At 65.3% G+C, this 24,513-nt stretch carries 16 protein-coding genes and 1 pseudogene; 11 read left to right on the top strand and 6 right to left on the bottom strand.

What is annotated here, in order from left to right; genetic code table 11:
• The first annotated feature begins 39 nt into the window (after nucleotides 1-39).
• The 4 genes from DWF74_RS05685 (at nucleotide 40) to DWF74_RS05670 (ending at nucleotide 3,843) form a co-directional block, all read left to right on the top strand.
• Nucleotides 40-522, top strand: coding sequence for a sigma-70 family RNA polymerase sigma factor (locus DWF74_RS05685; RefSeq protein ID WP_102861750.1), 483 nt, complete (start codon nucleotides 40-42; stop codon nucleotides 520-522).
• A gap of 197 nt (nucleotides 523-719) precedes the next feature.
• On the top strand, nucleotides 720-2,057 hold the full coding sequence (locus DWF74_RS05680; RefSeq protein ID WP_102861749.1) for a lysine N(6)-hydroxylase/L-ornithine N(5)-oxygenase family protein: 1,338 nt from the start codon (nucleotides 720-722) through the stop codon (nucleotides 2,055-2,057).
• 278 nt (nucleotides 2,058-2,335) lie between these two features.
• Complete coding sequence (locus tag DWF74_RS05675) at nucleotides 2,336-3,052, top strand: MgtC/SapB family protein (RefSeq protein WP_102880155.1); 717 nt, start codon at nucleotides 2,336-2,338, stop codon at nucleotides 3,050-3,052.
• Nucleotides 3,053-3,387: 335 nt separating this feature from the next.
• Nucleotides 3,388-3,843, top strand: a complete 456-nt coding sequence (locus tag DWF74_RS05670; protein ID WP_102861747.1) for a response regulator — start codon at nucleotides 3,388-3,390, stop codon at nucleotides 3,841-3,843.
• Between the two features lie 92 nt (nucleotides 3,844-3,935).
• Here DWF74_RS05670 and DWF74_RS05665 read toward each other — a convergent pair whose 3' ends face one another.
• Entirely contained in the window at nucleotides 3,936-4,844 is a 909-nt protein-coding gene (locus DWF74_RS05665) for a LysR family transcriptional regulator (protein ID WP_102861746.1), read from the bottom strand.
• Nucleotides 4,845-4,941: 97 nt separating this feature from the next.
• On the opposite strand from DWF74_RS05665, the gene DWF74_RS05660 reads away from it, so the two are divergent.
• The 3 genes from DWF74_RS05660 to DWF74_RS05650 all read left to right on the top strand — a co-directional run bounded on the left by DWF74_RS05660 (nucleotide 4,942) and on the right by DWF74_RS05650 (nucleotide 8,165).
• Nucleotides 4,942-5,817: a pirin family protein gene (locus DWF74_RS05660; protein ID WP_115580557.1), complete on the top strand. Its 876-nt coding sequence runs from the start codon at nucleotides 4,942-4,944 to the stop codon at nucleotides 5,815-5,817.
• A gap of 144 nt (nucleotides 5,818-5,961) precedes the next feature.
• Entirely contained in the window at nucleotides 5,962-6,588 is a 627-nt protein-coding gene (ycaC, locus tag DWF74_RS05655) for an isochorismate family cysteine hydrolase YcaC (protein WP_102861744.1), read from the top strand.
• 134 nt (nucleotides 6,589-6,722) lie between these two features.
• Nucleotides 6,723-8,165, top strand: coding sequence for a mechanosensitive ion channel family protein (locus tag DWF74_RS05650; RefSeq protein WP_115580556.1), 1,443 nt, complete (start codon nucleotides 6,723-6,725; stop codon nucleotides 8,163-8,165).
• 19 nt (nucleotides 8,166-8,184) lie between these two features.
• On the opposite strand, the gene DWF74_RS05645 is transcribed toward DWF74_RS05650, so the two are convergent.
• Nucleotides 8,185-8,949, bottom strand: a complete 765-nt coding sequence (locus DWF74_RS05645) for an AraC family transcriptional regulator (protein WP_102861742.1) — start codon at nucleotides 8,947-8,949, stop codon at nucleotides 8,185-8,187.
• 100 nt (nucleotides 8,950-9,049) lie between these two features.
• On the opposite strand from DWF74_RS05645, the gene DWF74_RS05640 reads away from it, so the two are divergent.
• The 3 genes from DWF74_RS05640 (at nucleotide 9,050) to DWF74_RS05630 (ending at nucleotide 12,404) form a co-directional block, all read left to right on the top strand.
• Nucleotides 9,050-10,180 (top strand): MFS transporter, encoded by a 1,131-nt coding sequence (locus DWF74_RS05640; protein ID WP_115582424.1) that lies wholly within the window; start codon nucleotides 9,050-9,052, stop codon nucleotides 10,178-10,180.
• 148 nt (nucleotides 10,181-10,328) lie between these two features.
• Entirely contained in the window at nucleotides 10,329-11,402 is a 1,074-nt protein-coding gene (locus DWF74_RS05635) for an NAD(P)-dependent alcohol dehydrogenase (RefSeq protein WP_102861803.1), read from the top strand.
• A gap of 90 nt (nucleotides 11,403-11,492) precedes the next feature.
• Complete coding sequence (locus DWF74_RS05630) at nucleotides 11,493-12,404, top strand: universal stress protein (protein WP_115580555.1); 912 nt, start codon at nucleotides 11,493-11,495, stop codon at nucleotides 12,402-12,404.
• Nucleotides 12,405-12,436: 32 nt separating this feature from the next.
• Here the strand turns inward: DWF74_RS05630 and DWF74_RS05625 are convergent, their stop codons facing one another.
• The 4 genes and pseudogenes from DWF74_RS05625 to DWF74_RS05605 form a co-directional block, all read right to left on the bottom strand.
• Complete coding sequence (locus tag DWF74_RS05625) at nucleotides 12,437-13,174, bottom strand: Crp/Fnr family transcriptional regulator (RefSeq protein WP_115580554.1); 738 nt, start codon at nucleotides 13,172-13,174, stop codon at nucleotides 12,437-12,439.
• A 68-nt stretch (nucleotides 13,175-13,242) separates the two neighbouring features.
• Complete coding sequence (locus DWF74_RS05620) at nucleotides 13,243-21,933, bottom strand: glycoside hydrolase family 94 protein (protein WP_115580553.1); 8,691 nt, start codon at nucleotides 21,931-21,933, stop codon at nucleotides 13,243-13,245.
• Nucleotides 21,934-22,312: 379 nt separating this feature from the next.
• A pseudogene (gene vgrG / locus DWF74_RS05610) lies at nucleotides 22,313-22,912 on the bottom strand (type VI secretion system tip protein VgrG); the annotation flags it as partial.
• Between the two features lie 196 nt (nucleotides 22,913-23,108).
• The gene (locus DWF74_RS05605; protein WP_025129830.1) at nucleotides 23,109-23,627 is read right to left on the bottom strand and encodes an Hcp family type VI secretion system effector; all 519 of its coding nucleotides are present in this window, start codon (nucleotides 23,625-23,627) and stop codon (nucleotides 23,109-23,111) included.
• Between the two features lie 499 nt (nucleotides 23,628-24,126).
• Here DWF74_RS05605 and DWF74_RS05600 point away from each other — a divergent pair, with 499 nt between their 5' ends.
• On the top strand, nucleotides 24,127-24,513 hold the full coding sequence (locus tag DWF74_RS05600) for a DUF2946 domain-containing protein (RefSeq protein ID WP_102864601.1): 387 nt from the start codon (nucleotides 24,127-24,129) through the stop codon (nucleotides 24,511-24,513).

Here is a 24,513-nt window from a genome sequence, read left to right as displayed (position 1 = left end):
TTGTTCAAGGACAGAAATCACCCACCTGGGTCGGGAGTCATGTTGGAAAGTTACTACCGCGAGCTGATGGGCTTCCTCAGCGCCAGGCTTGGCAACCGCCAGGCCGCCGAGGACGTTGCCCATGACGCCTTTGTGCGGGTGCTGGAGCGCCCCAGCGCTCCTCCCATCGAGCAGCCGCGGGCCTTCCTTTATCGCACGGCGCTGAATCTGGTGATCGATGACCATCGGCGTAACCAGCTGCGTCAATCCGAACCCCTGGAAGCACTCGACCAGCAAGAGCACTGCTTCAGTCCGTCACCGCAGGCGAGCCTGGATCAGGGGCAGCGTCTGGAGATGCTCCAGCGAGCCTTGGCGGAACTGCCCCGGCTGTGCCGCGAGAGTTTTCTGCTGCGCAAGCTTGAAGGTCTGTCCCATGTGCAGATTGCCGAGCATCTGGGCATTTCCCGCAGCCTGGTGGAAAAACACATCGTCAATGCCATGAAGCATTGCCGGGTGCGCCTGCGTCAGTGGGAAGCTCAGTGACCAGCGGCGCACGCTGGCGGCACTGAGCCTGGTGTAGTGGCGGCTGACTTTTGTTTGCCGGACAGCCGGGGCAGTGGGTTAAATTTTTTTTCATCGTCCTCGTTCCTACTCAACAGACGACCTGTTGGCCCTCAGGGGCCGGCCAGGTCACCGGCGTAATTCCCCGCGTTGAGGGGCTTCTCCAGAGGACACTGGACATGACACAGGCAATGGCATCGGCCATCGTTCACGATTTGATTGGTATCGGTTTTGGTCCCTCGAACCTGGCGCTGGCCATTGCGCTGGAGGAGCGCGGCCAGGTTCAGGGTCCTCTGGACGTGCTGTTTCTCGACAAACAGGCCGATTATCGCTGGCACGGCAATACCCTGGTGACCCAGAGTGAACTGCAGATTTCCTTCCTCAAGGACCTGGTCACCCTGCGCAACCCCACCAGCCCTTACTCGTTCGTCAACTACCTCAAGCACCATGGACGCCTGGTGGACTTCATCAACCTCGGGACCTTTTATCCGTGCCGCATGGAGTTCAACGACTATCTGCGCTGGGTCGCCGCTCAATTCAAGGACCAGAGCCGCTACGGCGAAGAGGTCCTGGCCATTGAGCCGCTGTTGCACAACCAGCAAGTCGAGGCGCTGCGGGTCATCTCGCGCAATGCCCAGGGGGAAGAGTTCATCCGCAGCACCCGCTCGGTGGTGGTCAGCGCTGGTGGAACGCCGCGGATTCCCGAGACTTTCAAGGCGCTCAAGGGCGACCCTCGGGTCTTCCATCATTCTCAGTACCTGGAGCGCATGGCAGAACAACCTTGTGTCGCCGGCAAGAAGATGAAAATCGCCATCATTGGTGGCGGCCAGAGTGCAGCGGAGGCCTTCATTGACCTCAATGACAGCTTCCCGTCGGTGCAGGTGGACATGATGATCCGTGGCTCGGCACTCAAACCGGCCGACGACAGTCCCTTTGTCAACGAAGTGTTCTCGCCCGAGTTCACCGACTTGGTGTTCCAGCAAGCCAGTAGCGAACGTGAGCGCCTGGTCAACGAGTACCACAACACCAACTATTCGGTGGTGGACATCGACCTGATCGAACGCATCTACGGGATCTTCTACCGCCAGAAAGTCTCGGGGATCGCCCGTCACGCATTCCGCACCCTGACCCTGGTGGAAAAAGCCGTGGCTACCGATCAAGGCATCGAGTTGGTGCTGCGCAACAATGCCACCGGCGCCTGCACCACTGAGCACTACGACGCGGTAGTGCTGGCCACCGGTTATGAGCGCCAGATGCATCGTCAACTGCTGGCGCCTCTGCAGGAATACCTGGGCGACTTCGAAGTGGACCGCAACTATCGGGTGATCACCGACGAGCGCTGCAAGGCCGGTATCTACATGCAGGGCTTCAGCCAGGCCAGCCATGGCTTGAGCGACACCTTGCTGTCGGTACTGCCGATTCGTGCCCAGGAGATCGCCGATTCGCTGTATGAACATGGCAAGACCCGCGGTCATAGCCGCTCGGTCCGCGACCTGCTGCTGGCCACCGCCAGCTGACCGGCGCCACGGCCGCTCTTGCGTGGCCTGCGCGGACGGGCGCCAAGACAATCTTGCAGAGCTCTTCGCCGGCAAGCCGGCTCCTGCCGTTTGGGGTTATCCCGGGTGTTTTCTGCAGGAGCCGGCTTGCCGGCGAAGGCGTTCCTGAACCTTGGCTTGAGAACTGTTCGATTCCTCTTGCCGCGTCGTGGTGGCCAGCGGCAAGTTTCGGGGTTGCGGCGTACTGCTTGTAACTTGCTGCTTGTAGCTTGCCGCTAGTCGCCAAGAGGATTTTCGACATGCAGGCCCTGCACAACATCAACCTGGACTCGCTGATCGATACCCTGGTCAGCCTCAGCGCGGCTTTTATCCTTGGCGGCCTGATCGGCTTTGAACGCCAGTACCGGCAGCGCACCGCGGGCTTGCGCACCAACGTGCTGGTGGCGGTGGGCGCGGCGATTTTCGTCGACATGGCCAACCGCCTGGGCGGTGCCGACGGCGCGGTGCGGGTGGTGGCCTACGTGGTGTCGGGCATCGGCTTTCTCGGCGCCGGGGTGATCATGCGCGAGGAGGGCAACGTCCGCGGGCTGAACACCGCCGCCACCCTTTGGGCTTCGGCGGCGGTGGGCGCCTGTGCCGGTGCCGATCTGGTTCTCGAAGCCCTGCTGGGCACCCTGTTCGTGCTGGCCGCCAATACCCTGTTGCGGCCCATCGTCAACAACATCAACCGCCAGCCACTGGACGTGATCTCCGCCGAGGTCACCAACATCGTCTACGTCATTGCCCAGCGTTCGAACCAGAAGGCCGTGTTCGCCTTGCTGGAAGCCGAGTTGACGCGCAGCAATTACCCGGCCAGCGATGTCGATGTGCATGCTTTTGGCAACGATGAAGTGGAGATCGAGGCGACTCTGGCCAGCACCTCGGTGGACGGTGAAGAACTGGATGCGCTGGTGGCGCGGCTGTCCACCTCGGCCCTTGTGCAGCAGGCGTTCTGGAGCCCGAGCACCACCGAGTGATAGGGGCTTGATGATGGCTGGCGTGTTGTCTTTTGCTGTTCTCAGAGACCTGCAGTGGGTTCTGGGAAAAGCCTTACAAAACAACAAGACCTTTCAGTCTCGTACCCCTCTGCTAAAAAAACCGGGCGGCGATTAAGGTAGTGAGCGACTTAGAAAGAGCTAGCGGTTGGGCTTGTGCAGTAGCTGACTTGTCCGAAAAAACTACGGCAAGAGCATGCTGGGCGTGGTTTTCAGATTAATCCTAGAGAAAACCCTCCGACACTTCCCTAGCCTTCTACCGATCTAGGAGGAAGGCCGGCAGTCGCCGGTCGTAGTCTCAAAAGCAGGATCCAGAAATGTCCAATAGAGCGCTGCGCATACTGATTGCCGATGATCAACATTTTCATCGCATGCAGATCGAACGAACCTTGAATCAACTGAATTACTACCGCATTGCACCCGTGCACACATTGGAGGAACTGCTTTCGCTGGTGGAGTACGCCTGTGATCCGTTCGACCTGCTGATCATCAACGGCAGCCTGGCCACCCACAGCGGTTTCGATCTGCTGGACTTCTGCCTGGACAACCCCCAGCTCGGCCACGCCCTGATCTATGACAGCCAGCGCTTTCCACCCATCCCCAGCAGCCTGCGGCACCGGATCCAGGCCAGCCGCGCCGAGTTGCCGGACAGCGAGGCGATCCGGCGTTTGATGCAGCAGATCGATCCGCCCGTGTTCCGGACCTCCAGGTCAGGCGGCATTCAGTGGCTGCCGGAACTGCAGCACGGCGGCTGGCGCGCCAGTGCCAATTGATTCAATCGCGCTCTATGCAAAACGGCATCCCCAGGGATGCCGTTTTACGTTGCGCTGCGGACAAGGCGCCGTCGATGGAGCCGGCGTCGGGGTCAGGCCATGTCGCTGTGGCTGAACTCCTCGCCGAGAAAGTCGATCAGGCTGCGTACCGAAGGCAGCAGGCCACGGCGTGACGGGAAGATGGCGTGGACGATCCCGCAGCGCGGCGCCCAGCCGGGCACCAGTTCCAGCAGGCGCCCGGCGTCCAGGTCCTCGCGGACCACCACCTTGGGCAGGTGGGCGATGCCGACGCCCGCCAGCACCGCGTGGCGCAGGGCCAGCAAGTCGTCGGTGACCATCCGCGGCCGATGGCGGATCAAGGCTTCGGCGCCGTCGGGCCCCAGCAACTGCCATTGGTAATCGCGTTGCGCCGCTCCCCAGTGCAGGCTCGGCAGGCCACTCAGATCTGCCGGTGTAGCCGGGCTCGACAGGCGCTGGAGAAAGTCCGGATGGCCCACCAGGCTCTGGGTGCTGTTGCCCAGTACCTTCATCACCAGATCGGTGTTTTCCAGGGGCGGGAAGCGCACCCGCAGGGCAATGTCGAAGCCCTCGTGGATCAGGTCGACCCGGCGGTTGGTGCTTTCGATGAACAGCTCGACCAGGGGGTACTTGAGCATGAAACGGGTGAGCATCGGCCCGACCCAGGAGTTGAGCAGGGCCGTGGGGCAGGCCACGCGCACCAGGCCTTGAGGTTCGGAGCGATTGCGTTCGATGACTTCCGCCGCGCCCTCGGCTTCCACCCGCATGGCCAGGCAGCGTTGGTAATACTCCTGGCCGATCTCGGTCAGCGAACAGTGGCGGCTGGTGCGCTGGATCAGGCGCACGCCGAGGCGCTCCTCCAGCTGGGCAATCCGTCGGCTGAGCTTGGACTTGGGCATGTCCAGGGCGCGCCCGGCGGCGGCGAATCCTCGGTGCTCCACCACTTGGGTGAAGTAGTAGAGGGTATTCAGGTCTTCCAAGATCGTTCTCCAAATAGAACGCTAAGGGCGATTTTTGCAGTCTAGCGCGGCAAAGGTGTGAGTTTTAAGGTGTGTCCATCAGATAGTTCTGGAGGACGACATGAAAAGCATCATCGGCATCTACACCAGCCCCCGGCCTCACTGGGTCGGTGACGGCTTCCCGGTCCGCACCCTGTTTTCCTACGACAACCTGGGTCAGCACATCAGCCCGTTCCTGCTGCTGGATCACGCCGGCCCCGCCCAGTTCAGCCCCACCAACACCCGCCGTGGGGTCGGTGAACATCCCCATCGCGGCTTCGAGACAGTGACCATCGTCTACGACGGCGAAGTGGAGCACCGTGATTCCACCGGCAGCGGCGGCAAGATCGGTCCGGGCGACGTGCAGTGGATGACCGCCGCTTCGGGGATTCTCCATGAGGAGTACCACTCCGCCGATTTCGCCCGGCGTGGCGGCAATCTGGAAATGGTCCAGCTGTGGGTCAACCTGCCGGCGAAGGACAAGCTCGCAGCTCCCGGTTACCAGACCCTCGTTGCGGCGGACATCCAGCAGCTCCCGCTGCCCGGCCATGCCGGCAGCCTGCGCCTGATTGCCGGTGAGTTCGCCGGCCAGCGCGGCCCGGCGCGGACCTTCACCCCCATTGACGTCTGGGACATGCGCCTGCTGGCCGGCAAGCACCTGGAGCTGCCCCTGCACCCGGGGCGCAACACCGCCTTGGTGGTGCTGCGTGGCACGCTGCAGGTCAATGGCCAGGAGCGGGTCGCGCAAGGACAGTTGGCACTGTTGGAACGCGAGGGCGACCTGATCAGCCTGCAAGCCGACAGCGACGCGATTGTGCTGTTGCTCAGCGGCGAGCCCATCGACGAACCCATCGTCGGTCACGGCCCGTTCGTGATGAACAGCGAAGAGGAAATTCATCAGGCCTTCGTCGACTTTCAATCGGGACGCTTCGGCCAGATGGACGCCACCGGTCACTGACCGGCAGCGCTGGCGCGGCACGCATGGCCGACTAGGCTCTGCGAGTCGCGCGCTATCCCCAATGTCCGCCCTCACGCTGCAGGTGCGGCCATGGGTTTAACCCCAGCCGGGTTATCCGGCATCGATCATTAGCGAGGACTCACCATGACTAACGCCTACAAACGTCTCGACAAGGAAAATGCCGCCGTTCTGCTGGTTGATCACCAGGCCGGCCTGCTGTCGCTGGTCCGCGATATCGAGCCTGATCGCTTCAAGAACAACGTGCTGGCCCTGGCCGACCTGGCCAAGTACTTCAAGCTGCCGACCATCCTCACCACCAGTTTCGAAACCGGCCCCAACGGCCCGCTGGTGCCAGAGCTCAAGGCGCTGTTTCCCGACGCGCCGTACATTGCCCGTCCCGGCCAGATCAACGCCTGGGACAACGAAGACTTCGTCAAGGCGATCAAGGCCACCGGCAAGAAGCAACTGATCATTGCCGGGGTGGTCACCGAAGTCTGCGTGGCGTTCCCGGCGCTCTCGGCCCTGGAAGAAGGCTTTGAAGTCTTTGTGGTCACCGATGCCTCCGGCACCTTCAATGCGCTGACCCGGGACTCGGCCTGGAACCGCATGTCCAACGCCGGCGCGCAGTTGATGACCTGGTTCGGCCTAGCGTGCGAGCTGCATCGTGACTGGCGCAACGATGTCGAAGGCCTGGGCACTCTGTTTTCCAACCACATCCCCGACTACCGCAACCTGATGACCAGCTACAACACCCTGACCCAGGGCCAGTAAAGCCCCGGCAGCGGCGGGCATCGCGCCCGCCGTTGCGTGGCATGGCCGCATCACCGGTTTTTGTCTTTTCCAGCTATACCTGCCCCAGCGTCTTTCGTGCGATCTTGCCGCCATTGTCCTGCTGGAGTTGCTCGATGCTTGCCCCATTCGCCGATCACCTGCTGTTGGCCGCGATGACGCTGTTGCTGCTGGACCTTGCCCTGTGGCACCTGATCGGTACCCAGGGCGATCGCTGGAAGCTGGCGGTGCGGGTGCTGATGTTCTGCCTGTACAGCCTGATGCTGTTCAACCAGGGCCTGAGCCCCATGCAGACGGCGCCCTGGCCGGACGATGTGCCGTTGCACCTGGCGGCCACCGGTTTACAGATCGGCTGGTGGCTGTTCGGCGCCCGGACCCTGACGGTGTTGCTGGGCACCCTGATGATGCAGCGGGTCGGTCACACCGGGCGGCTGTTGCAGGACTTGATGGGTGCGGTGATCTTCCTGATCGCCATCATCGCCGCCCTGGCCTACGTGCTGGACCTGCCGGTCAAGGGCGTACTGGCCACCTCCGGGGCGCTGGCGATCATCGTCGGCCTGGCCCTGCAAAGCACCCTCAGCGACCTGTTTTCCGGCCTGGTCCTCAATACCACCAAGCCCTATCAGATCGATGACTGGATCGCCATCGACGGCACCGAAGGCCGGGTAGTGGACATCGATTGGCGGGCGACCCGGCTGCAGACCTCCCAGGGCAGCATGGTGGTGATCCCCAACTCCCTGGCGTCCAAGGCCAAGATCACCAACTTCAGCCGCCCCAGCGATATCTATGGTTTATCCATCAGCGTGCAGGTCAGCCCCCACGCTCGCCCACAGAAGGTCATCGAGGCCCTGGAACGGGCCATGCTCGGCTGCCGTTTCCTGCTCGGCACCCCGGCCCCCAGCGTGGCCCTGAAAAGCTCCGGCAGCAGCGGCGCGGAATACGAGATCAGCGGCTTCGTCGCCACCATGGGGCAGAAGCGCGAAGTGCGAAACCAGCTGTTCGACCTGGCATTCCGTCATTTGCAGGCCAGCGGCATCAGCCTGCTGTCCAGCGACGAGCCGGTGCAGAACCAGGCGCTGTCCCGACCTCGGGCGCTGCTGGACGCCTCCAGTATCTTTTCCACCCTGCGCCAGGAAGAGAAGGACACCTTCAGCCATAACATGCAGTTGCAGACCTTCCGTGCCGGCGAAACCATCCTGCCGGCGGGGGCGGTCAGCGATCACCTGTTCATCATCGAGTCCGGCGTGGTGTCGGTGACCATGCAGCGTGACGGCAAGCCCTTCGAAGCCGGACGCATGGGCCCGGGTGAAGTGATCGGCGAGGCGGGCGTGGTGGCCGAGCAGGCGACGCTCGCGGAGTTTTCGGCCAAGACCTTCTGCAGCCTGTACCGCATCGACAACGAGTTCCTCAAACCCTGCCTGGATGCCCGTCACGACATCGGCGACGCCATGAAGACCCTGCTGGACTTCCGCCAGCACATCGCCCAGAGCCTGGCCCAGTCGCCACCCAAGCCTGTGGCCAAGAAGGGCTTTCTGCAGTGGTTGCGCAGCCGCACCTGAGGTGCCCCGTTGCGGTTCCTCATTTGAAGTAGGCCCGGGGCGTGGTGCCGGTCATGGCCTTGAAGAAGGCGATAAAGATGCTGTCACTGGCAAAGCCCAGTTCGAAGGCCGTGTAGCCGATGCTACGGCCGGTGGCCAGCAACTCGATGGCGCGCATCAGCCGCCATTGCTGGCGCCATTGCTGGTAACCCAGGCCGGTCTCGCGCTGAAAGATGCGGCCGATGGTGCGGCTGCTGGCGCCGACCCGGGTGGCCAGCACCTTTAGCTCCGGTGGCAGGCGCTGCAAGTCTTCCAGCAGCGGCTGCAGGCGCTTGTCCCAGGGCAGCGGCAAGGACAGCGGCTGGTGCAGCGCAGCGCCGATTTCCTCCAGGCACAGGCCCAGCAGGTGCGGGTAGCGGCCCTGGCTCCAGTCGCAATCGAACGCCGCCAGGGCCATGGGCTCCAGCACGGCGCGCAGCAGGGGACTGACATCGATCACCGCCACGTCCGCCGGCAGGCGCGGACTGAGTTCGACACTGAAATACAGCGAGCGGTAATCCACGCTCTGTTGCATCTGCGCCCGGTGCTGCACCCCACCGGGAATCCAGGCCGCCCGCGAGGGCGGCAGCAGGCACAGGCGGTCGGCGAGGGTGATCCGGGTGCAGCCCTGGCGGGTGTACAGCAGTTGCCCGCGACGGTGCCGGTGCAGGCCGGAGTCATGATCGCCGAGGGTGGCGGCAACGCCGATCACCGGTGCGCTGAAGGGGTCCGGGTCGAAGCGTGCCTGGGGATCGAGCCATGCCATCTTTGTCCGATTTCCACTGTTTATTGGCCGGGTTGCGATAATACGCCAGCCGCGCCTGCCTAGAATCGCCGGCATGTTTTTTTTGCCGAGCATCCACCTGATGAATCCCCGTTCCCTGTTGCCCCTGGCCATGGCCCTGCTGATGTTCCCGCAGATCGCCCAGACCCTCTTTAGCCCGGCCCTGACCGATATCGGTCGGGACTTTGGCGTCCCGGCGCAGCAGGCGGCCCAGAGCCTGTCGGTGTTTATCCTGGGGTTCGCGCCGGGGGTGGTGCTCTGGGGACGCCTGAGCGATCGCTGGGGGCGGCGCCCGGCCTTGCTTGGCGGGCTGGCGCTGTATGCCCTGGCGCTGGTCCTGGAGTTGCAGGCCCGCAGCTTTGCCCAGCTGTTGCTGTGCCAGGGGCTGGCAGCACTGGGCGTGGCTGCCGGTTCGGTGGTGACCCAGACCCTGCTGCGGGACCTGTTCCAGGGCCGCGAACTGATCCGGGTGTTCTCACTGATGGGCATGGTGCTGGCGGCCAGTCCCGCTATCGGTCTGTTCGCGGGAGCGGCCCTGAGCCGTGCTTTTGGCTATCAGGGCGCACTGACGGGGTTGCTGGTGCTGGCCCTGGCGTTGTTCGGCTGGTGCGCCCGGGCCTTGCCGGAAACCCGTCCGCCTGCGCAGCCCCTGGCGCCCCTGGCCGGCACCTTGTGGCAGATGCTGCGGGACCCCGCGATCTGGCGCTCGGCGCTGCTGGTGGCGGTGTTCAACCTGGCCTTGCTCAGCTATTACAGCCTCGGGCCCTTTGTGTTCCGTAGCCTGGGGCAGGGCGCGCAATGGTTCGGTTACAGCGGCGCGTTGCTGGCCCTGGGCTCCGGCCTGGGTGCCTGGCTCAACCGCCGGCTGTTGGGCCGGGGCTGGCACAGCGAGCGGCTACTGGTATTGGCAGCCCTGGCGGTGTTGGCCGGGGGCGGCGGGGTCCTGGCCTTGCAGCACAGCCTGTGGCTGGTGCTGCCGATGCTCGGGGTGGTGCTGGGCTTTGGCCTGGCGATTCCGAACATTCTCGGCTCGGCCCTGGCGGCCTACAGCGACCGGCTGGGCAGCGCCGGGGCCTGGTTCGGCTTGTTCTATTACCTGCTGATCGGCGCCGGCCTGCTGCTGGTGGGTTGGGGGCAGGCCCTGGGCCCGAGCCTTTGCCTGTGCGGCGCGGCGGCCTTGTTGCTGTGCCTGGGTGCGCGCCGCCGCACATGAAAACCGGGTTTGCGACACACGGTCGCCGCACCGTCCCTGAAGGGGCCATTGTTTGACCATGATCAAGCCGTTGCCCGGCGCATCCGCGCAGCCTGTAGGCAGATCTGTGCAACGGCGCAGCCCCTTCCCGGAACTGGAGATCGGCAACATGGCCAAGATGAAAGCCGCGGTATTCGTCGAAAAGAACCGCATCGTCCTGGAAGACAAGGACATCCCCGAAATCGGTCCGCTGGACGCTCTGGTGCGCATCACCACCACCACGATCTGCGGCACCGACGTGCACATCCTGCGCGGCGAATACCCGGTGGCCAAGGGCTTGACCATCGGCCACGAACCGGTGGGCGTGATCGAGCGCCTGGGCTCCCAGGTCCGCGGTTTTCATGAGGGCCAGCGGGTGATCGCTGGGGCCATCACTCCCAGCGGTCAGAGCTACGCCTGCCTCTGTGGTTGCGGCTCCCAGGATGGGCCTGACACCCGCCATGGCTTTCGCGCCACGGGCGGCTGGAAGTTCGGCAATACCATCGACGGCTGTCAGGCCGAGTACGTGCGGGTGCCGGACGCCCTGGCCAACCTGTGCCCGATTCCCGACGGTCTGAGTGACGAAGAAGTACTGATGTGCCCGGACATCATGTCCACCGGCTTCTCCGGCGCCGAGCGCGCCGAGGTGAACATCGGCGACAGCGTGGCGGTGTTCGCCCTGGGGCCCATCGGCCTGTGCGCGGTGGCCGGGGCCCGGCTCAAGGGCGCCACCACTATCATCGGCGTCGACACCGTGGCCGCGCGCATGAGCGTGGCGCGCGGGTTGGGGGCGACCCACGTGGTGGACTTCAAGCAGGGCGACGTGGTCAAGCAGATCATGGAGCTGACCGACGGCCGCGGGGTCGATGTGTCGATCGAGGCCCTGGGCACCCAGGGCACTTTCGAATCGGCGCTGCGGGTGCTGCGCCCGGGCGGCAAGCTGTCGAGCCTGGGGGTCTATTCCTCCGACCTGCGCATCCCGCTGGATGCCTACGCCGCCGGCCTCGGCGACCTGAGCATCCTCAGCACCCTGTGCCCCGGCGGCAAGGAGCGCATGCGCCGCTTGATGGAGGTGGTCGCCAGTGGCCAGGTGGACCTCAAGCCCCTGGTTACCCACCGCTTCAAGCTCGATGACATCGAAGCCGCCTACGAGCTGTTCGCCAGCCAGCGCGACGGGGTGATGAAGATTGCCGTGACGCCATGATCCGAGCACCGGGTGGCCTTGATGCATATCAAGGCGCCCGGGGTCGTCTGCCTCGACACTCAGGCCCATCAACGTCCAAGGAGGTCAACCATGAGCCAGTACCAGCGTCTGTTGCTGATTGCCGATCCCCAACAGCATCAGTCTCCCGCGGCGCGCCGCGCTGCCGCCCTGGCCAAGGCCAGCGGAGCAGCCTTGCATGCCCTGGTGTTCGTCGAACCACCGGCGCGCACCTACCTGTGGGAAGAGCACCTGGAAGAAAGTGAACGCCAGGCCTACCTGCAACGCCATGAGCGCTGGCTGCAGGTGGAAGCCGAGTGGATGCGCGAGCAGGGGGTGGAAGTCACCACCCAGGTGATCTGGAGCACCCAGGTGCTCAAGGACATGCTGGACTACATCAACGAATTCCAGCCCGATCTGCTGATCAAGGACGTGACCCTGGAATCGGCCCTCAAGCGCGTTTTCGTCACCCCCCTGGACTGCCACCTGCTGCGTGAAGCCCCGGTGCCGGTGCACCTGGTCAACGACGCCCCGCACAAACTGCCCCGGCGCATCGTCGCCGCCGTCGACCCGGCCCAGTCCGACACCCAGATCAGCGGCCTCAACGGCCTGATCATCCAGACCGCCAACGCCCTGGCCCTGCAATGCGATGCGCAACTGCACCTGCTGTATGCCTACGACCTGATGCCGATGCTTGATGGCGTCGCGCCGGTGGCGTCCACCGCCTGGAGCGTCAACTGCCTGGACGAGTTGCGCGACTCCTTGCACAAGGAGTTCGAACGCCTGGGCGATCAATACAACGTGCCCCAGGAGTTTCGCCATTTCATCATGGGGCCGCCGGTGCCGGGCATCGCCCAGTTCGTCGACGAGTACCTGGTGGACGTGGTGGTCATGGGCACCGTGCACCGCACCGGTTTTGGCCGGCTGATCGGCAGCACCACCGAGCGTGCCCTGTACTCGATGCCGGGCAGCATCCTGGCGGTGAAGGCGCTGAGCCCGAACTGAAATCCCCGCTCTGACCCTGCCAGCGGCGAGCCTCAGCCCGGCTCGTCGCCCTGGCTGCCCGGCAAGTACGGCAGCAGCCGCGCGGTCTCCTTGCGCACCACCGCGTAGCACTCGCAACTGTGCTGTTCCAGGCGCGGCCGGTCGAGGACGTTGATGCGTCCCCGGCTGTACTCGATGATGCCCTGGCGCTGCAGTTTGCCGGCGGCCTCGGTGACCCCTTCACGGCGCACCCCGAGCATGTTGGCGATCAACTCCTGGGTCATCACCAACTGGTTGCCCGGCAGGCGGTCCAGGGACAGCAGCAGCCAGCGGCACAGTTGCTGGTCGATGGAGTGGTGGCGGTTGCACACCGCAGTCTGGGCCATCTGGGTGATCAGCGACTGGGTGTAGCGCAGCATCAGCAGGAGCATCTCGCCGTGGCGGTTGAACTCGTCCTTGAGGCGCTGCCCGGGCAGGCGCAAGGCATGCCCGGCGCTTTGCACGATGGCCCGGCTGGTGGTGCTCTCGCCGCCCATGACCAGGGACACGCCCACCAGTCCTTCGTTGCCCACCACGGCGATTTCCGCCGAGGCGCCGTTCTCCATCAGGTACAGCAGCGACACCACCGCGTCGGTGGGGAAATACACGTGGCGCGGGATATCCCCGGACTCGTAGAGCACCTGGCCCAGGGCCAGGGGCACCGGCTTGAGGTGGGGCAGCAGGCGCTCTTGCACCTGGGCCGGCAGTGCGTTGAGCAAGTGATTGGGCCCGAGCCCAAGGTTGTCGAACATCTCAGAACCACCGGATGGCAAGGCGTCAGCGCTCACTCAGGGTAGTCCAGGGCGTTGCCCGGTGTCTGTCATGGCGCCGACTCGGTGATGGCCGCTGTCGGGGAATGCCCGGTCTGCGGCGGTGGGACACTGACGGGCCAGGTGAGTAACACCCGGCGTGTGGTGCCGTCGTCCAGCAGCGGGATGGCCAGCTCCGGCAGGGGGCGTCCGTCCAGGCTCAGGCTGAGGCTGGCGCCTGGAGTCTGCTGCACCTCGATGTGGTAGACCGTCGCGCCAAACCGGTAGTCCAGGCTGTAGCCCGGCCAGTGGGCCGGGATCACCGGTTCGATGTACAGCTGCTCGCCTTCGCGGCGCAGCCCCAGCAACGACTCGACGATCAGCCGGTACATCCAGCCCGCCGAGCCGGTGTACCAGCTCCAGCCGCCGCGTCCGGTGTGGGGCGCCACGCCATAGACGTCGGCGGCCATCACATAGGGTTCGACTCGGTAGGTGGCCACCTGCTCGGCGCTGCGTCGGCTCACCGGGTTGATCATGTGCAGCAGCTCCCAGGCCCGGGCGCTGTCCCCCAGACGGGCGAAGGCCATGCTGGCCCAGATCGCCGCGTGGGTGTACTGGCCGCCGTTCTCCCGCACCCCGGGCACATAGCCCTTGATGTAGCCCGGGTCCAGGGGGCTGTGGGCGAACGGCGGGTCCAGCAGCAGCACCACGCCGCTGTCGCGGCGCACCAGATGCCGGTCCAGGGACTCCATGGCCTGATGCTGGCGGACGTCACTGGCGGCAGCGGAGAGCACCGACCAGCTCTGGGCGATGGAGTCGATGCGGCATTCCTGGTTGTCGGCGGAGCCCAGGATCTGGCCGTCGTCGAACCAGGCCCGGCGATACCACTGGCCGTCCCAGGCCTGGCTGTCGAGGGCCGTGCGCAAGGCCAGGGCCTGCTCGCGACAGGCCCGGGCGAAGGCCGGATCGTCGTGCTGTTCGGCGGTGACGGCGAACCGCTGCAGCACCTCGTGGCTGAAGAACCCCAGCCACACGCTTTCCCCCAGGCCCCGCTCGCCGACCCGGTTCATGCCGTCATTCCAGTCCCCGGTGCCCATCAGCGGCAAGCCGTGGACGCCGCGCCGGCAGCCGTGCTCGATGGCCCGTTGGCAGTGGCGGTAGAGGCTTTCCCGCAGTCCGCTGGCCTGGGGCAGGTCGTAGTAGGACTCTTCCCCGGGATTGAGCTGGCGACCTTCCAGGTAACCCACTTCAACCTCCAGCACACTGCGGTCGCCGGTGATCTGCACATAGCGGCTGGTGGCCAGGGGCAGCCAGAGGAAGTCATCGGAACAGCCGGTGCGCACCCCGCGATTCTGTGGTGGGTGCCACCAGTGCTGGACGTCGCCCTCGGGGTACTGGTGGGCGGCGCAGAGCAGTAGGTGCTCGCGGGCCAGGATCGGCTCGGCGTGGATCATGGCCATGCTGTCCTGCAACTGGTCGCGAAAACCGATGGCGCCACCGGACTGGTAGAAACCGCTGCGCGCCCAGAAGCGGCAGGCGATGGTCTGGTACATCAGCCAGCCGTTGGCCATGACATCGATGGCCGGGTCCGGGGTATGCACCTGCAGTGTGCCCAGGCTGTGCTGCCAGTGCTGGTGCACGGCGGCCAGTTCGCTCTGCGCCATCTGCGTGCCGCGGTATTGCAGGACCCTTCGGGTTGCGGCCTTGGCATCCACCTCGGCCCCCAGGCGGAACAGTACTTCCTGGCTCTGGCCGTCCGCCAGCTCCAGCGCCACCTGCATCGCCGCGCACGGATCGAAACCGGCGCCGGAACGCCCGGACAGGCGCCCCCGAGTCAATGCGGCCGGCGCCGCGAGGCTGCCGTTGCGGCCAATGAACTCGCTGCGGTCGCCGGTGAAACTGCGCACCGCCGAGTCGGTGTCGAGAAACGCCACATGCCCGGAAAACTCCATGTTGTAGGGGTTGCGGGCGAACAGCGCGCCACTGACCGGATCGCTTTCAGTGACCACATGCATGGCCGAGCGACCGCGCAATTCCCCCAGCACCCATTCCACGTAGCAGGTCACTGTGAGGCGCCTTGGCCGGCCGCTGCGGTTGCGGATCTTCAACCGCGAGAACTTGATCGGCGCCTGCAGCGCCACATAGATCGTCAGCTCGCTGTGGATGCCGTTCTCCTCATGTTCGAACACGCTGTAGCCGAAGCCATGGCGGGTGCGATAGCTGCCGTTGCCGGGGCAGGGCTGGGGAGTGGGCGACCAGACCTGGCCGCTGTCTTCGTCACGCAGGTACAGGGCTTCGCCGCTGGGGTCGCTGACCGGGTCGTCGTGCCAGGGGCTGAGGCGGTACTCGTGGGCGTTTTCGCGCCAGCTGTAGGCGCCGCCGCTTTCCGAGATCACCGTGCCGAACAGCGGGTTGGCGAGCACATTGGCCCAGGGCGCCGGGGTCGGTTGCCCGGGGTTGAGGGTGATCAGGTATTCGCGGCCGTCGCTGCTGAAGCCGCCGTAGGGCGTTTCCAGGATCAGTTCCGGCAGCGGGGCTGGCGGGGCACTGCTGGCCGTTTGTGGCAGGCGCACCAGGGGCGCTTCCAGGCGCGGCAGCGACGGATCGGCGCGGCGCCGGTGGACCTGCTCGGCGAGGCTGCCGCGGCTGTCGCTGATCACCAGGCGCGCCACCGCCAGCATCAGCACCCGGTCTTCGCCCGACAATTGCTGGGCCGGACGCACGAAGATGCCCCCGGGACGGTCGATCAGGCTGGCTTCGCTGCCGGAGGTCACCAGGCCCATGATCAGGTCCTGGAGCTGCTGGCGGTAGCCGACCTGATCCTCGTTCCAGATCACCAGGTCCACCGCCAGGCCTTTCTGCCGCCAATAGGCGTGGGCCTTGATCAGTTGCTGCACCAGGGTGATGTTGGCCAGATCGCCCACTTGCAAAAGGACGATCGGCAGGTCCCCGGAAATGCCCTGGCCCCAGAGCCCGGACTGGCTGCGGCGGTTGGCCAGCAGCAGGCTGCTGTCGGCCCGCAGGCTGGCGTTGGCATAGAGCAGCGAGGCGGCCATCTGTTGGAACAGCCGGGCTTCGGCCAGTGAGGCGTTGAGCTGGCGCAACAGCACCTGGCTGTGGGTCCAGGCCAGGTCGAAGACCCGGTCCGCCAGGTGCCGGTCACGGTATTTGTGGATCAGTTGCAGGCAGTGTTCGCGGCTCTCGGCGACCCCGGTCACCAGGTCGATGGTGGCGCTCTGGCCGGGGTCGAGGGTGATCCGGCAGCGGATCGCCACGATCGGGTCGAGCACCGGTCCGGCGCTGCCCGAGAGTCGTTCGACCTGCGGGTCCAGGGCCAGGGGCGAGGCCAGATCCCGGCCGCGGCCGATAAAGCGTGCGCGATCGGTTTCATAGGAGATGGCGTCGATGTCCACGCCGTGGGCCGCCAGCAGGTGGCACAGCCACGGCACTGGCTGCTCCTGGGCCCGTGGCCGGCGGCTGCAGACGATGGCCTGCAGGCTGGGCAGCAGTTCGGTTTCGATGAACAGGTTGCTGAAGGCCGGGTGGGCCGCATCGCTCTGGGCCGGGGCCAGGACCACCTCGGCGTAGCTGGTGAGCTCGATGCTGCGGCGCCCCCGGGCCCGGTTGCACAGGTGCAGGCGGCGCAGTTCGATGGGGTCCTCGGGGGACACGACGATTTCCAGGTGGCTGTCGAAGTCCCGTTCACGTACCCGGAATTCGGCCCGGGCATCGGTGAAGATCGCCTCGAAATGCTCTGGGCGGCGGCGGGTTGGCTGGTAGGCCGCGGACCAGAAGTCGCTGCTGGCCACGTCCCGCAGGTAGCAGAACTGCCCCCAGTGATCGCGGGTCGGGTCTTCGTGCCAGCGGGTCACCGCCAGTTCGTTGCAGCGGCTGTAGCCACCACCGGCACTGCTGAGCATCAGGTGGTAGTGACCGTTGGACAGCAGTTGCACGGCCGGGCGCTTGCGGTCCGGGTCGGCGAATACCCGCAGTTTGTTTTCATGGGCCCGGGCCGCTTCGTCGGCTTCCGGAGCACCGGCGGCGTGCAGGTACTGGGCGGCGGTTTTCGGCACCCGTTCCTGCAGCAGCAGGGCGATGGCCTGGAACTGCGGATCGGATTCGAAGCGCCGTTGCATGGGTTGATCCAGCAGCAACCAGGCCAGGGCCAGCAGGCTCATGCCCTGGTGGTGAGCCATGAACGACTGCACCACGGCATGGTCCTGGCCCCGGGGCAGGCGCGACTCGGTGTAGTCCACGGCTTCATAGAGGCCGAAGCGTCCACCCAGCCCCAGCTGTGCCAGGCGCTGCAGGTTCTGGCAGGCGGCCTGGGGCGCCACCATCAGCGCCAGGACACTGGCGTAGGGCGCCACCACCCGTTCCGCGCCGAGGCCACGCTTGAGCCCCAGGCCCGGCACGCCGAACGCCCGGTACTGGTAGTTGAACTGACTGTCGAGGGTGTTGTAGCCCGACTCGGACACGCCCCAGGGCAGGCCCAGTTGCTGGCCGTGCTCGATCTGCAGGGCCACCGCGGCGCGGCAGGTCTGGTCCAGCAGGGTGCCCTGGTAGCTGGGCATCACCAGCATCGGCATCAGGTATTCGAACATCGAACCGGTCCAGGACAGCAGCACCGGGGTGCCGGCGCTGCTGGTGAGCAGGCGGCCCAGGGCGAACCAGCTTTCCTGGGGCAACTGTCCCTGGGCGATGGCGACAAAGTGGGTCAGGCGCACTTCCGAGGCCAAGAGGTCGTAGTAACCGGCATCCAGGCGGTGTTCATCGGCGTTGTAGCCGATCACCAGCAAGTGGCGACGGGTGTCGTAGAGAAAGCCGAAGTCCATCTGCGCCATGCTGGCTACCGCTTCCAGCAATCGACTGAGGCAACTTATGCGCTCCAGGGCCAGCTCCTGCACGGCGGCGATCCGCTCATGGTGCATCGGCAACCAATACCCGGCGTCCAGTTGGGCCAGCTGGCGCCAGCTCAGGGTGCCGAAGCGGCGGCCATCGGCCATGGGCGGCAGGCAGCGCCATTGCAGTTCGTCATGCAGGTCACGGCATTGCGCGGCCAGTGCCTGGCGCCAGAAGTCCACATCGTCCGTTGTGCCGGCCTGCGCCTGCTCGACGCTGTCGGCAATCCGTTGCAGCAGCCCCAGCAAGGCATCCGGAGCCACATCGGCATGCAGGCTCAGGTGCTCATGCACGGCGCGGGTTTCCAGGCGCCAGCGCAGCACTGGGGCGGTGTCCTGGCCGGCCGCCGTGAGGGCGTCCTGGAACACATCGAGGCTGTCCAGCAGGCCGTTGGCGATCTGCAGCAGCGCCGGAGGGCTATCCACCAGGGCCTGCAGGCCGGGGCGCAGGGTCAGCAGCATGCCTACCAGGTTGCCGCTGTCCACGGTGGACACATAGCGCGGCGGCAAGGGTTGCAGGCTCTGGGTGTCGTACCAGTTGTAGAAGTGCCCGCGATAGCGTTCCAGCCGGCCCATGCTGGCCAGCATCTGCTCCAGGCGTTGCATCAGTCGGCGGCTGCTCAGGTAGCCGAAGTCGTGGGCCGCCAGATGGGCCAGCAGGGCCAGCCCGAGGTTGGTCGGCGAGGTGCGATGGGCGATGCGCTGCTGGGGCTGTTCCTGCAGATTGTCCGGAGCCAGCCAGTTGTCATCGGGGCCGACGTACTGGTCGAAAAAGCCCCAGGTGCGGCGGGCCAGGCTCTGCAGGAAACGCCGTTGGCCGCTGGAAGGCTCGAACGCCACCTGGCTTGCCGGGCGGCTGAGCCACCAGGCCAGGGCCGGGCCGGCCAGCCAGGCCAGGAGCAAGGGCGCGGCCATCAGCAGTTGCGGCCGCGGCCACAGCAGCCCTGTCAGCAGCAGGGCCAGCAACGGGCCGATCCACATCCGCCGGTACAGCTGCAGCAGGTTGTCATCCGGGCCGCGCTCGGCTTCCCGGGACGGTTGCCACTGCAGGCGATGAGCTTTGCTGATGCCCATGCGCCACAACGCGCGGGCCATGGCGTCCAGGCTGTAGGCGACCTCATAGGGCAGCCAGGCCAGGGGCAACAGGGCCCGGGACAGGTGCTGGCCGGCGCTGCCCAGGGCAGCGGTCAGTTGTTGCAGCAACGGCACTTCCGGGGTGTTGTGCACCAGCTCGCGCAAGGCGGCGGACAGGGGCAGCACCAGCAGCACAATCAGCACCGCCAGGGTCCAGGCCAGGGGCTGGGTGGAGCCCAGCCAGCCCCACAGCAGCATGCTCAGCAAGGCCAGGGGTTCGAGGCTGCGGCGCAGGTTGTCGAGGATTTTCCAGCGTGCCAGCGGGCTCAGGCGATTGCTTTCCAGGCCGCCGGCGGCCTTGGGCGACCAGGGCAGGAGCCAGGGCAGCAGTTGCCAGTCGCCGCGAATCCAGCGCTGGCGGCGCTTGACGTCGGTGCTGTAGCGCGCCGGGTATTCCTCGAACAGCTGCACATCACTGAGCAGCCCGGAGCGGGCGTAGCAGCCCTCGATCAGGTCGTGGCTGAGAATCCGGTTGTCGGCAAAGCGCCCGCCCAGGGTCTGCTCGAAGGTGTCCAGGGCATAGATGCCCTTGCCGACGAAGGAGCCTTCCTGGAACAGGTCCTGATAGACGTCCGACACCGCGCGGGTATAGGGATCGATCCCGGCATCGCTGGCGAACAGCCGGGAATAGGCGCTGCGCGCGGTGCTCGACAGGCTGATGCCGACCCGCGGCTGGAGAATCCCGTAGCCGCTGACGATGCGCCCGCTGAGCGGGTCGGTCTGTGGGCGGTTCAGCGGGTGGTCCATGGCACCCACGCATTGCTGGGCCACGTCCCGGGGCAGTTGGGTGTCGCTGTCCAGGGTGATGACATAGGTGATCTCGGGCAGGGCCTGGATATCGCCGACGATCAGCGAGAAGCGTTCCTGGCCACGGCCGCGCAGCAGGGCGTTGAGGTCTTCGAGCTTGCCGCGCTTGCGCTCGTGGCCCATCCAGCAATGTTCGGCGGCGTTCCACAGCCGTGGCCGGTGCAGCAGGTAGAAGCGATCCACCGCCTCTTCGGGGTACTTCAGGTTCAGCGCCTCAATGCCTTGTCGGGCCAGCGCCAGCAGGGCGGTGTCGCCGTCCTGGGTTTCGCTGGGGGCGTCGAGAAAGTCGCTGAGTAGGGCGAAGTACAGCTGGGCATCGCGGTTGGCCAGAAAGCGCACTTCCAGGCCTTCCACCAGCTCTTCGACATCCGCCGCGTTGCCGAACAGGCAGGGCACCGCCACCAGGGTCCGGGCCCGGGGCGCAATGCCTTCGCTGTAGTCCAGGCGCGGCAGAATGCCCGGGGCCACGGTCAGGGTCACCAGGCCGTTGATCAGGCCAATGGCCAGGCGGCTGGCCAGCAGCAACGCCGGCACCGCCCACAGTGCCAGCCAGTAATGGCCGGGGCTGGCTTCCTGATACAGGGCATCGAGAAACGGCCAGGCGAACAGCGCCGATAGCAGCATCACCGGCCCCAGGAAAAAGCCCAGGGGCGCCTGGGTCAGCAAGCGCCGGCCGCGTTCGGCCAGGGGGACTCGGGCGCCGATCTGTTGTTCCAGGGTGCGGCGTCCGGCGCCGATCAGGTAATGCCCGACATGGCCGGCCACGGCTTCCGGGGCCTCGGCGCAGTAGTGGGCGCGGGCCAGTTCGATGCACTGGCGGGCCACCTGTTCTTCACTCAGGGGGCAGTGGCGGGCCAGGCGTTCGAGCACATGCCGGTAATGGTCGCGGGTGGCGAAATCCATGCGCCGGTAGACCTGGGCCGGGTCGTCCTGAAGCACCTGTTCGACCCGGCTCATCAGCTCGACGAACTCGCGCCAGTTGCTGGCCGAGAGCAGGCGCAGGCTGGAAATACTGTTGCTGATGGACACCTGATCGGCGGCTTGCTGTTGGGCGTCGAGCTGTACCAGGCGCTCGATGTTCAGCCCGGTTTCCCCCAGTAGTTGCTCGATCCAGGCCAGGGGCAGCACCAGGGCGGCGTTCTGGCCCTGCAGGCGCCGCGCCAGTTCGGCGACGAAGGCGGCACTCATGGGCGGTGCCGAGCGCGCCATGTCGGCCACCGCCAGCACCACGCTCTTGGCGTCCTGCTCGGCGGTTTCCATCAGGCGGTCGGCCCAGTCGTTGGCCAGATTGCGCTCGCTCCAGTTGGCCATGACCCGGAAGGCCACGCGCCGCAGGTTCTCGATCAAGGCCAGGCGCAGCATGATCGGAATCGCCCACAGCTCGCCGAGCTTGAGCGGGGTGACGCTTTGGTAGCTGTCGACGAAACGCCCCAGGCTTTCGCTGTCGACCCGGCCGTCGCCGTGGGAAATGGTTTCCAGGGCGATGTCGTAGACCCGTGGCAGACCCGCCGACTGGCCGTTGGCCAGGCGCGGCAATTGCCGGCTGTAGCCCCGGGGCAGGTGAGTGCGGGTGATGCGGATCTGTTCTTCCAGCAGGTAGTAGTTGTCCAGCAGCCATTCGGCGGCGGGGGTGGCCCGGGGCGAGCTGCCGGTGGCGGCGGTCAGGCTTTTGCAGCAACTGGCCAGGGCGCTGGCGTTGTCCGACAGGCGTGCCAGCAGCCAGTCGGGGTTGCGGCTGTGGCTCAGGCGGTGCTGGTGCGCCAGCAGGGTGCCGTGGCTGGCCATCTGTTCACTGCTGAACAATTCCGAGCGCAGCGGCGCTTCGTATTCGACGCTGTTGCGCGAGGCCTTCCATTGGCCGTATCTGGCGGCGGGCAGACGGCAGAACCTCAGGAATGTGTGGGTCCAATGACTGTCCATGTTTTCCTTGGCATAACAGAGCCGTCCCTCGGCACGGGGTGCGAGGGAGGGCCGGGAGCGGGGCGTGCGGTCAAATCGATGCACCGTCGCGACGAACGTTTCAGGCAAAAAGCTGCAACCTTGACGGTGGCGGGAGTGGGGGAGGGTGTCTGTGCGTTGGGGCACATAGGCGGATGACCGGCATTGCTGCTGGGTGGCTTGACGTGGCTAGGGAGCTTGATCCCGCTCGGGCGCGTAGTGGTCGTGGAACCTGAGGGAGCGGTCTTGTTGGTGGGCATATCCGTTGCTGCGGGTGCGGCGGATACCCGCCTGGCCACTCAGGGCGATGGCCGGGTTGCCGCCGTTGCTCTGCTGCGACTCGTCGTTGGCGCCATGCCCCAGGTCGCGCACCGCTTCGCTGAGGGTTTGCTGTGGTTGGGTGGACGTACAACTTGTCACCCTGGACCAGGGTGTGGGCGTTGGCATCGTGCTTGAAGAAATAGAACAGGCCTTCCTCGGTGGACATGCGGTCGAACAGATAGAGGTCGGTGTCTCCGGCCTGGACGCAGTATTCACGTGGCGCATGCGGGGTGTGGATGTAGGGCTGGTAATCAAGAACGCCGTGCTCGTCCAACACCGACTTGAGGATCTCGGGCACCGTCTTCTGCTGAAAAATACGCCAGTCGGAGCTCAGGGCCAGCCGAGCTAGTTGCGGCTCCACCAGCAGGCGGTAACGGGTGCGGCGAAAGCCGGTTTTACCCTGGGTGAAGCTGCTGACCAAGCCGTGGACATGCCGCACCTGCAGGCCGCCTTGCCAGATCGTCAGCAAGGCCGGCTGGTCGAGGATCTGGCCGAAGTCGATGGCACCGTTGTCGCTGGCCAGTTCGAGCGTCAGGCGAAAAGGCTCGGACAAGGCTTCTTCCAGGGTGAACTCGACAACCTCGAACGCTACCTGCGCGGTCAGCACGGAAAACGTGAACTGCAAATCCCTTTGACGCATGACACACATCTCCACTTCGTGAAGTGCTCATCCCCCCTGACAGCACGAGCGATCAGGGAGTGTGCAGTCGGTGCTCGGTTTTCCCGAGACTCGTCCTATCCAACGGATGACCGGTGTGCCTCCTCAGACGTGCCTGGGAGCGCAAAGCCCATCGGTCGGTGCGGCTGACCGATGGGGTGGCAAGGTGTCGCTGGGTTTAGCCGGCGACCGGGGTACGCCAGTCATCGGAGCCCGAAGTGCCCGACACTTCATGGGTCCAGGTGATCTTGCGGTAGGTGAACTCGACGTCCTCCAGGTGGGTGAAGTGCGCGTTCGACGGGTCCTGGCAGTTGTGCATGTAGTCCTTGATGTCGACGATGATCGCGTCTTCCAGGGTGGTGGTGAAGTAATGCTCCTGGGTGCCGGCGGCGGAGGTGCGGAACCACTGGATTTCGATCTTGCTCAGACGCTCACCGGAGGTCAGGGCCGCGAGCAGCAGTGGTGAAGCCTTGTCGAAGACCTTGGTGATCTTCACCGGTTTGTGTACCCGCTGGCCGGTGGGCTGACCGGACTGCGGATCGCGGGGGATGATCACTTCATGGCTGAAGCCCTGGACCATGACTTGATCTTCGTGACCTTCCTGGTAGGTGTTGCCAACGGAGTCAGCGGTGAAGGCACCGGCGGTGATCAGACCTTGTTTGGTACCGGTGACGGACATATACGCTGGGGTTGCCATTGTTGCTCTCCTTGCTTGGATGTACGGAAAACCCGGAGGCCTGAATGGCCGGCCGGGCTCCTGGGACTTCTCAAGACTCATGCCAACCTGCCAATACCCCTTGCCAATCAATCACTTGATGGAAATCCAAGGTTCAACAGGCTGTTTCCAGCCTGAATTCCTATAGAAAGTGCGCAAGAAGTTGCGCAGTACTGCGCAACTTCTTGCGCACTCCTCTGTAGAGCCCTGAGCGTCATGCTTACAGCGATGTGCCCACAGGCTTACTCACATTCGAGTGCGCAACTTCTTGCGCATCAAGGCTAAAAGCCATCATGGGCATGGGCAGCATTGTTCCGCCCAGGCACGGGCTCACCTGGCGACTTTAGTTCTGGTCCGATCCTTCGCTCTTCGCGAGTCGGCTATAAAGCTCGCCACAACCTCACCGCAGGCGGGCCCATGAGATTTGCTCGCCATGCATAGGTGATTTTCCAGTGCGTTTTTCACTGTTAACCTTGCCGCCATGACCCATTCTTCCGCACATCGCCCTCACATTGCCTGGACGCTGTATTTCTGCGTGCTGTTCAACGTGTTCGTCTGCGGTCTGGGTCATGGACAGATGGCTGCACTGGAAATCACCGGCGTGGGTGGGCAGTTCTGTCACGCCCTGGGCGAATCTGCATCAACTCTGGATGACAGCTCCAGCGACAAGACTGGCCCCAGCACCATGGGGGCTTTTGTCTGCCCCCTGTGCTCGGCGGTGAGCCTGGGCCTGGGGCTGCTGTTCTGTCTGGCCTGGCTGCTGCTGGTACGGCACTCGGCGCGGGTCAAGGTCGAGCGGGGCAGCAAGGCGCCGCCGCGTTACTCCTGGCCGTCACTCAATCCTCGGGCTCCCCCACTGAGCGCCTAG

Source organism: Pseudomonas protegens, from assembly GCF_003363755.1.
Classification (GTDB): domain Bacteria; phylum Pseudomonadota; class Gammaproteobacteria; order Pseudomonadales; family Pseudomonadaceae; genus Aquipseudomonas; species Aquipseudomonas danubii.
Note: the sequence above shows the minus strand (reverse complement) of the source record. Positions and strands in the feature narration are given on the sequence as shown.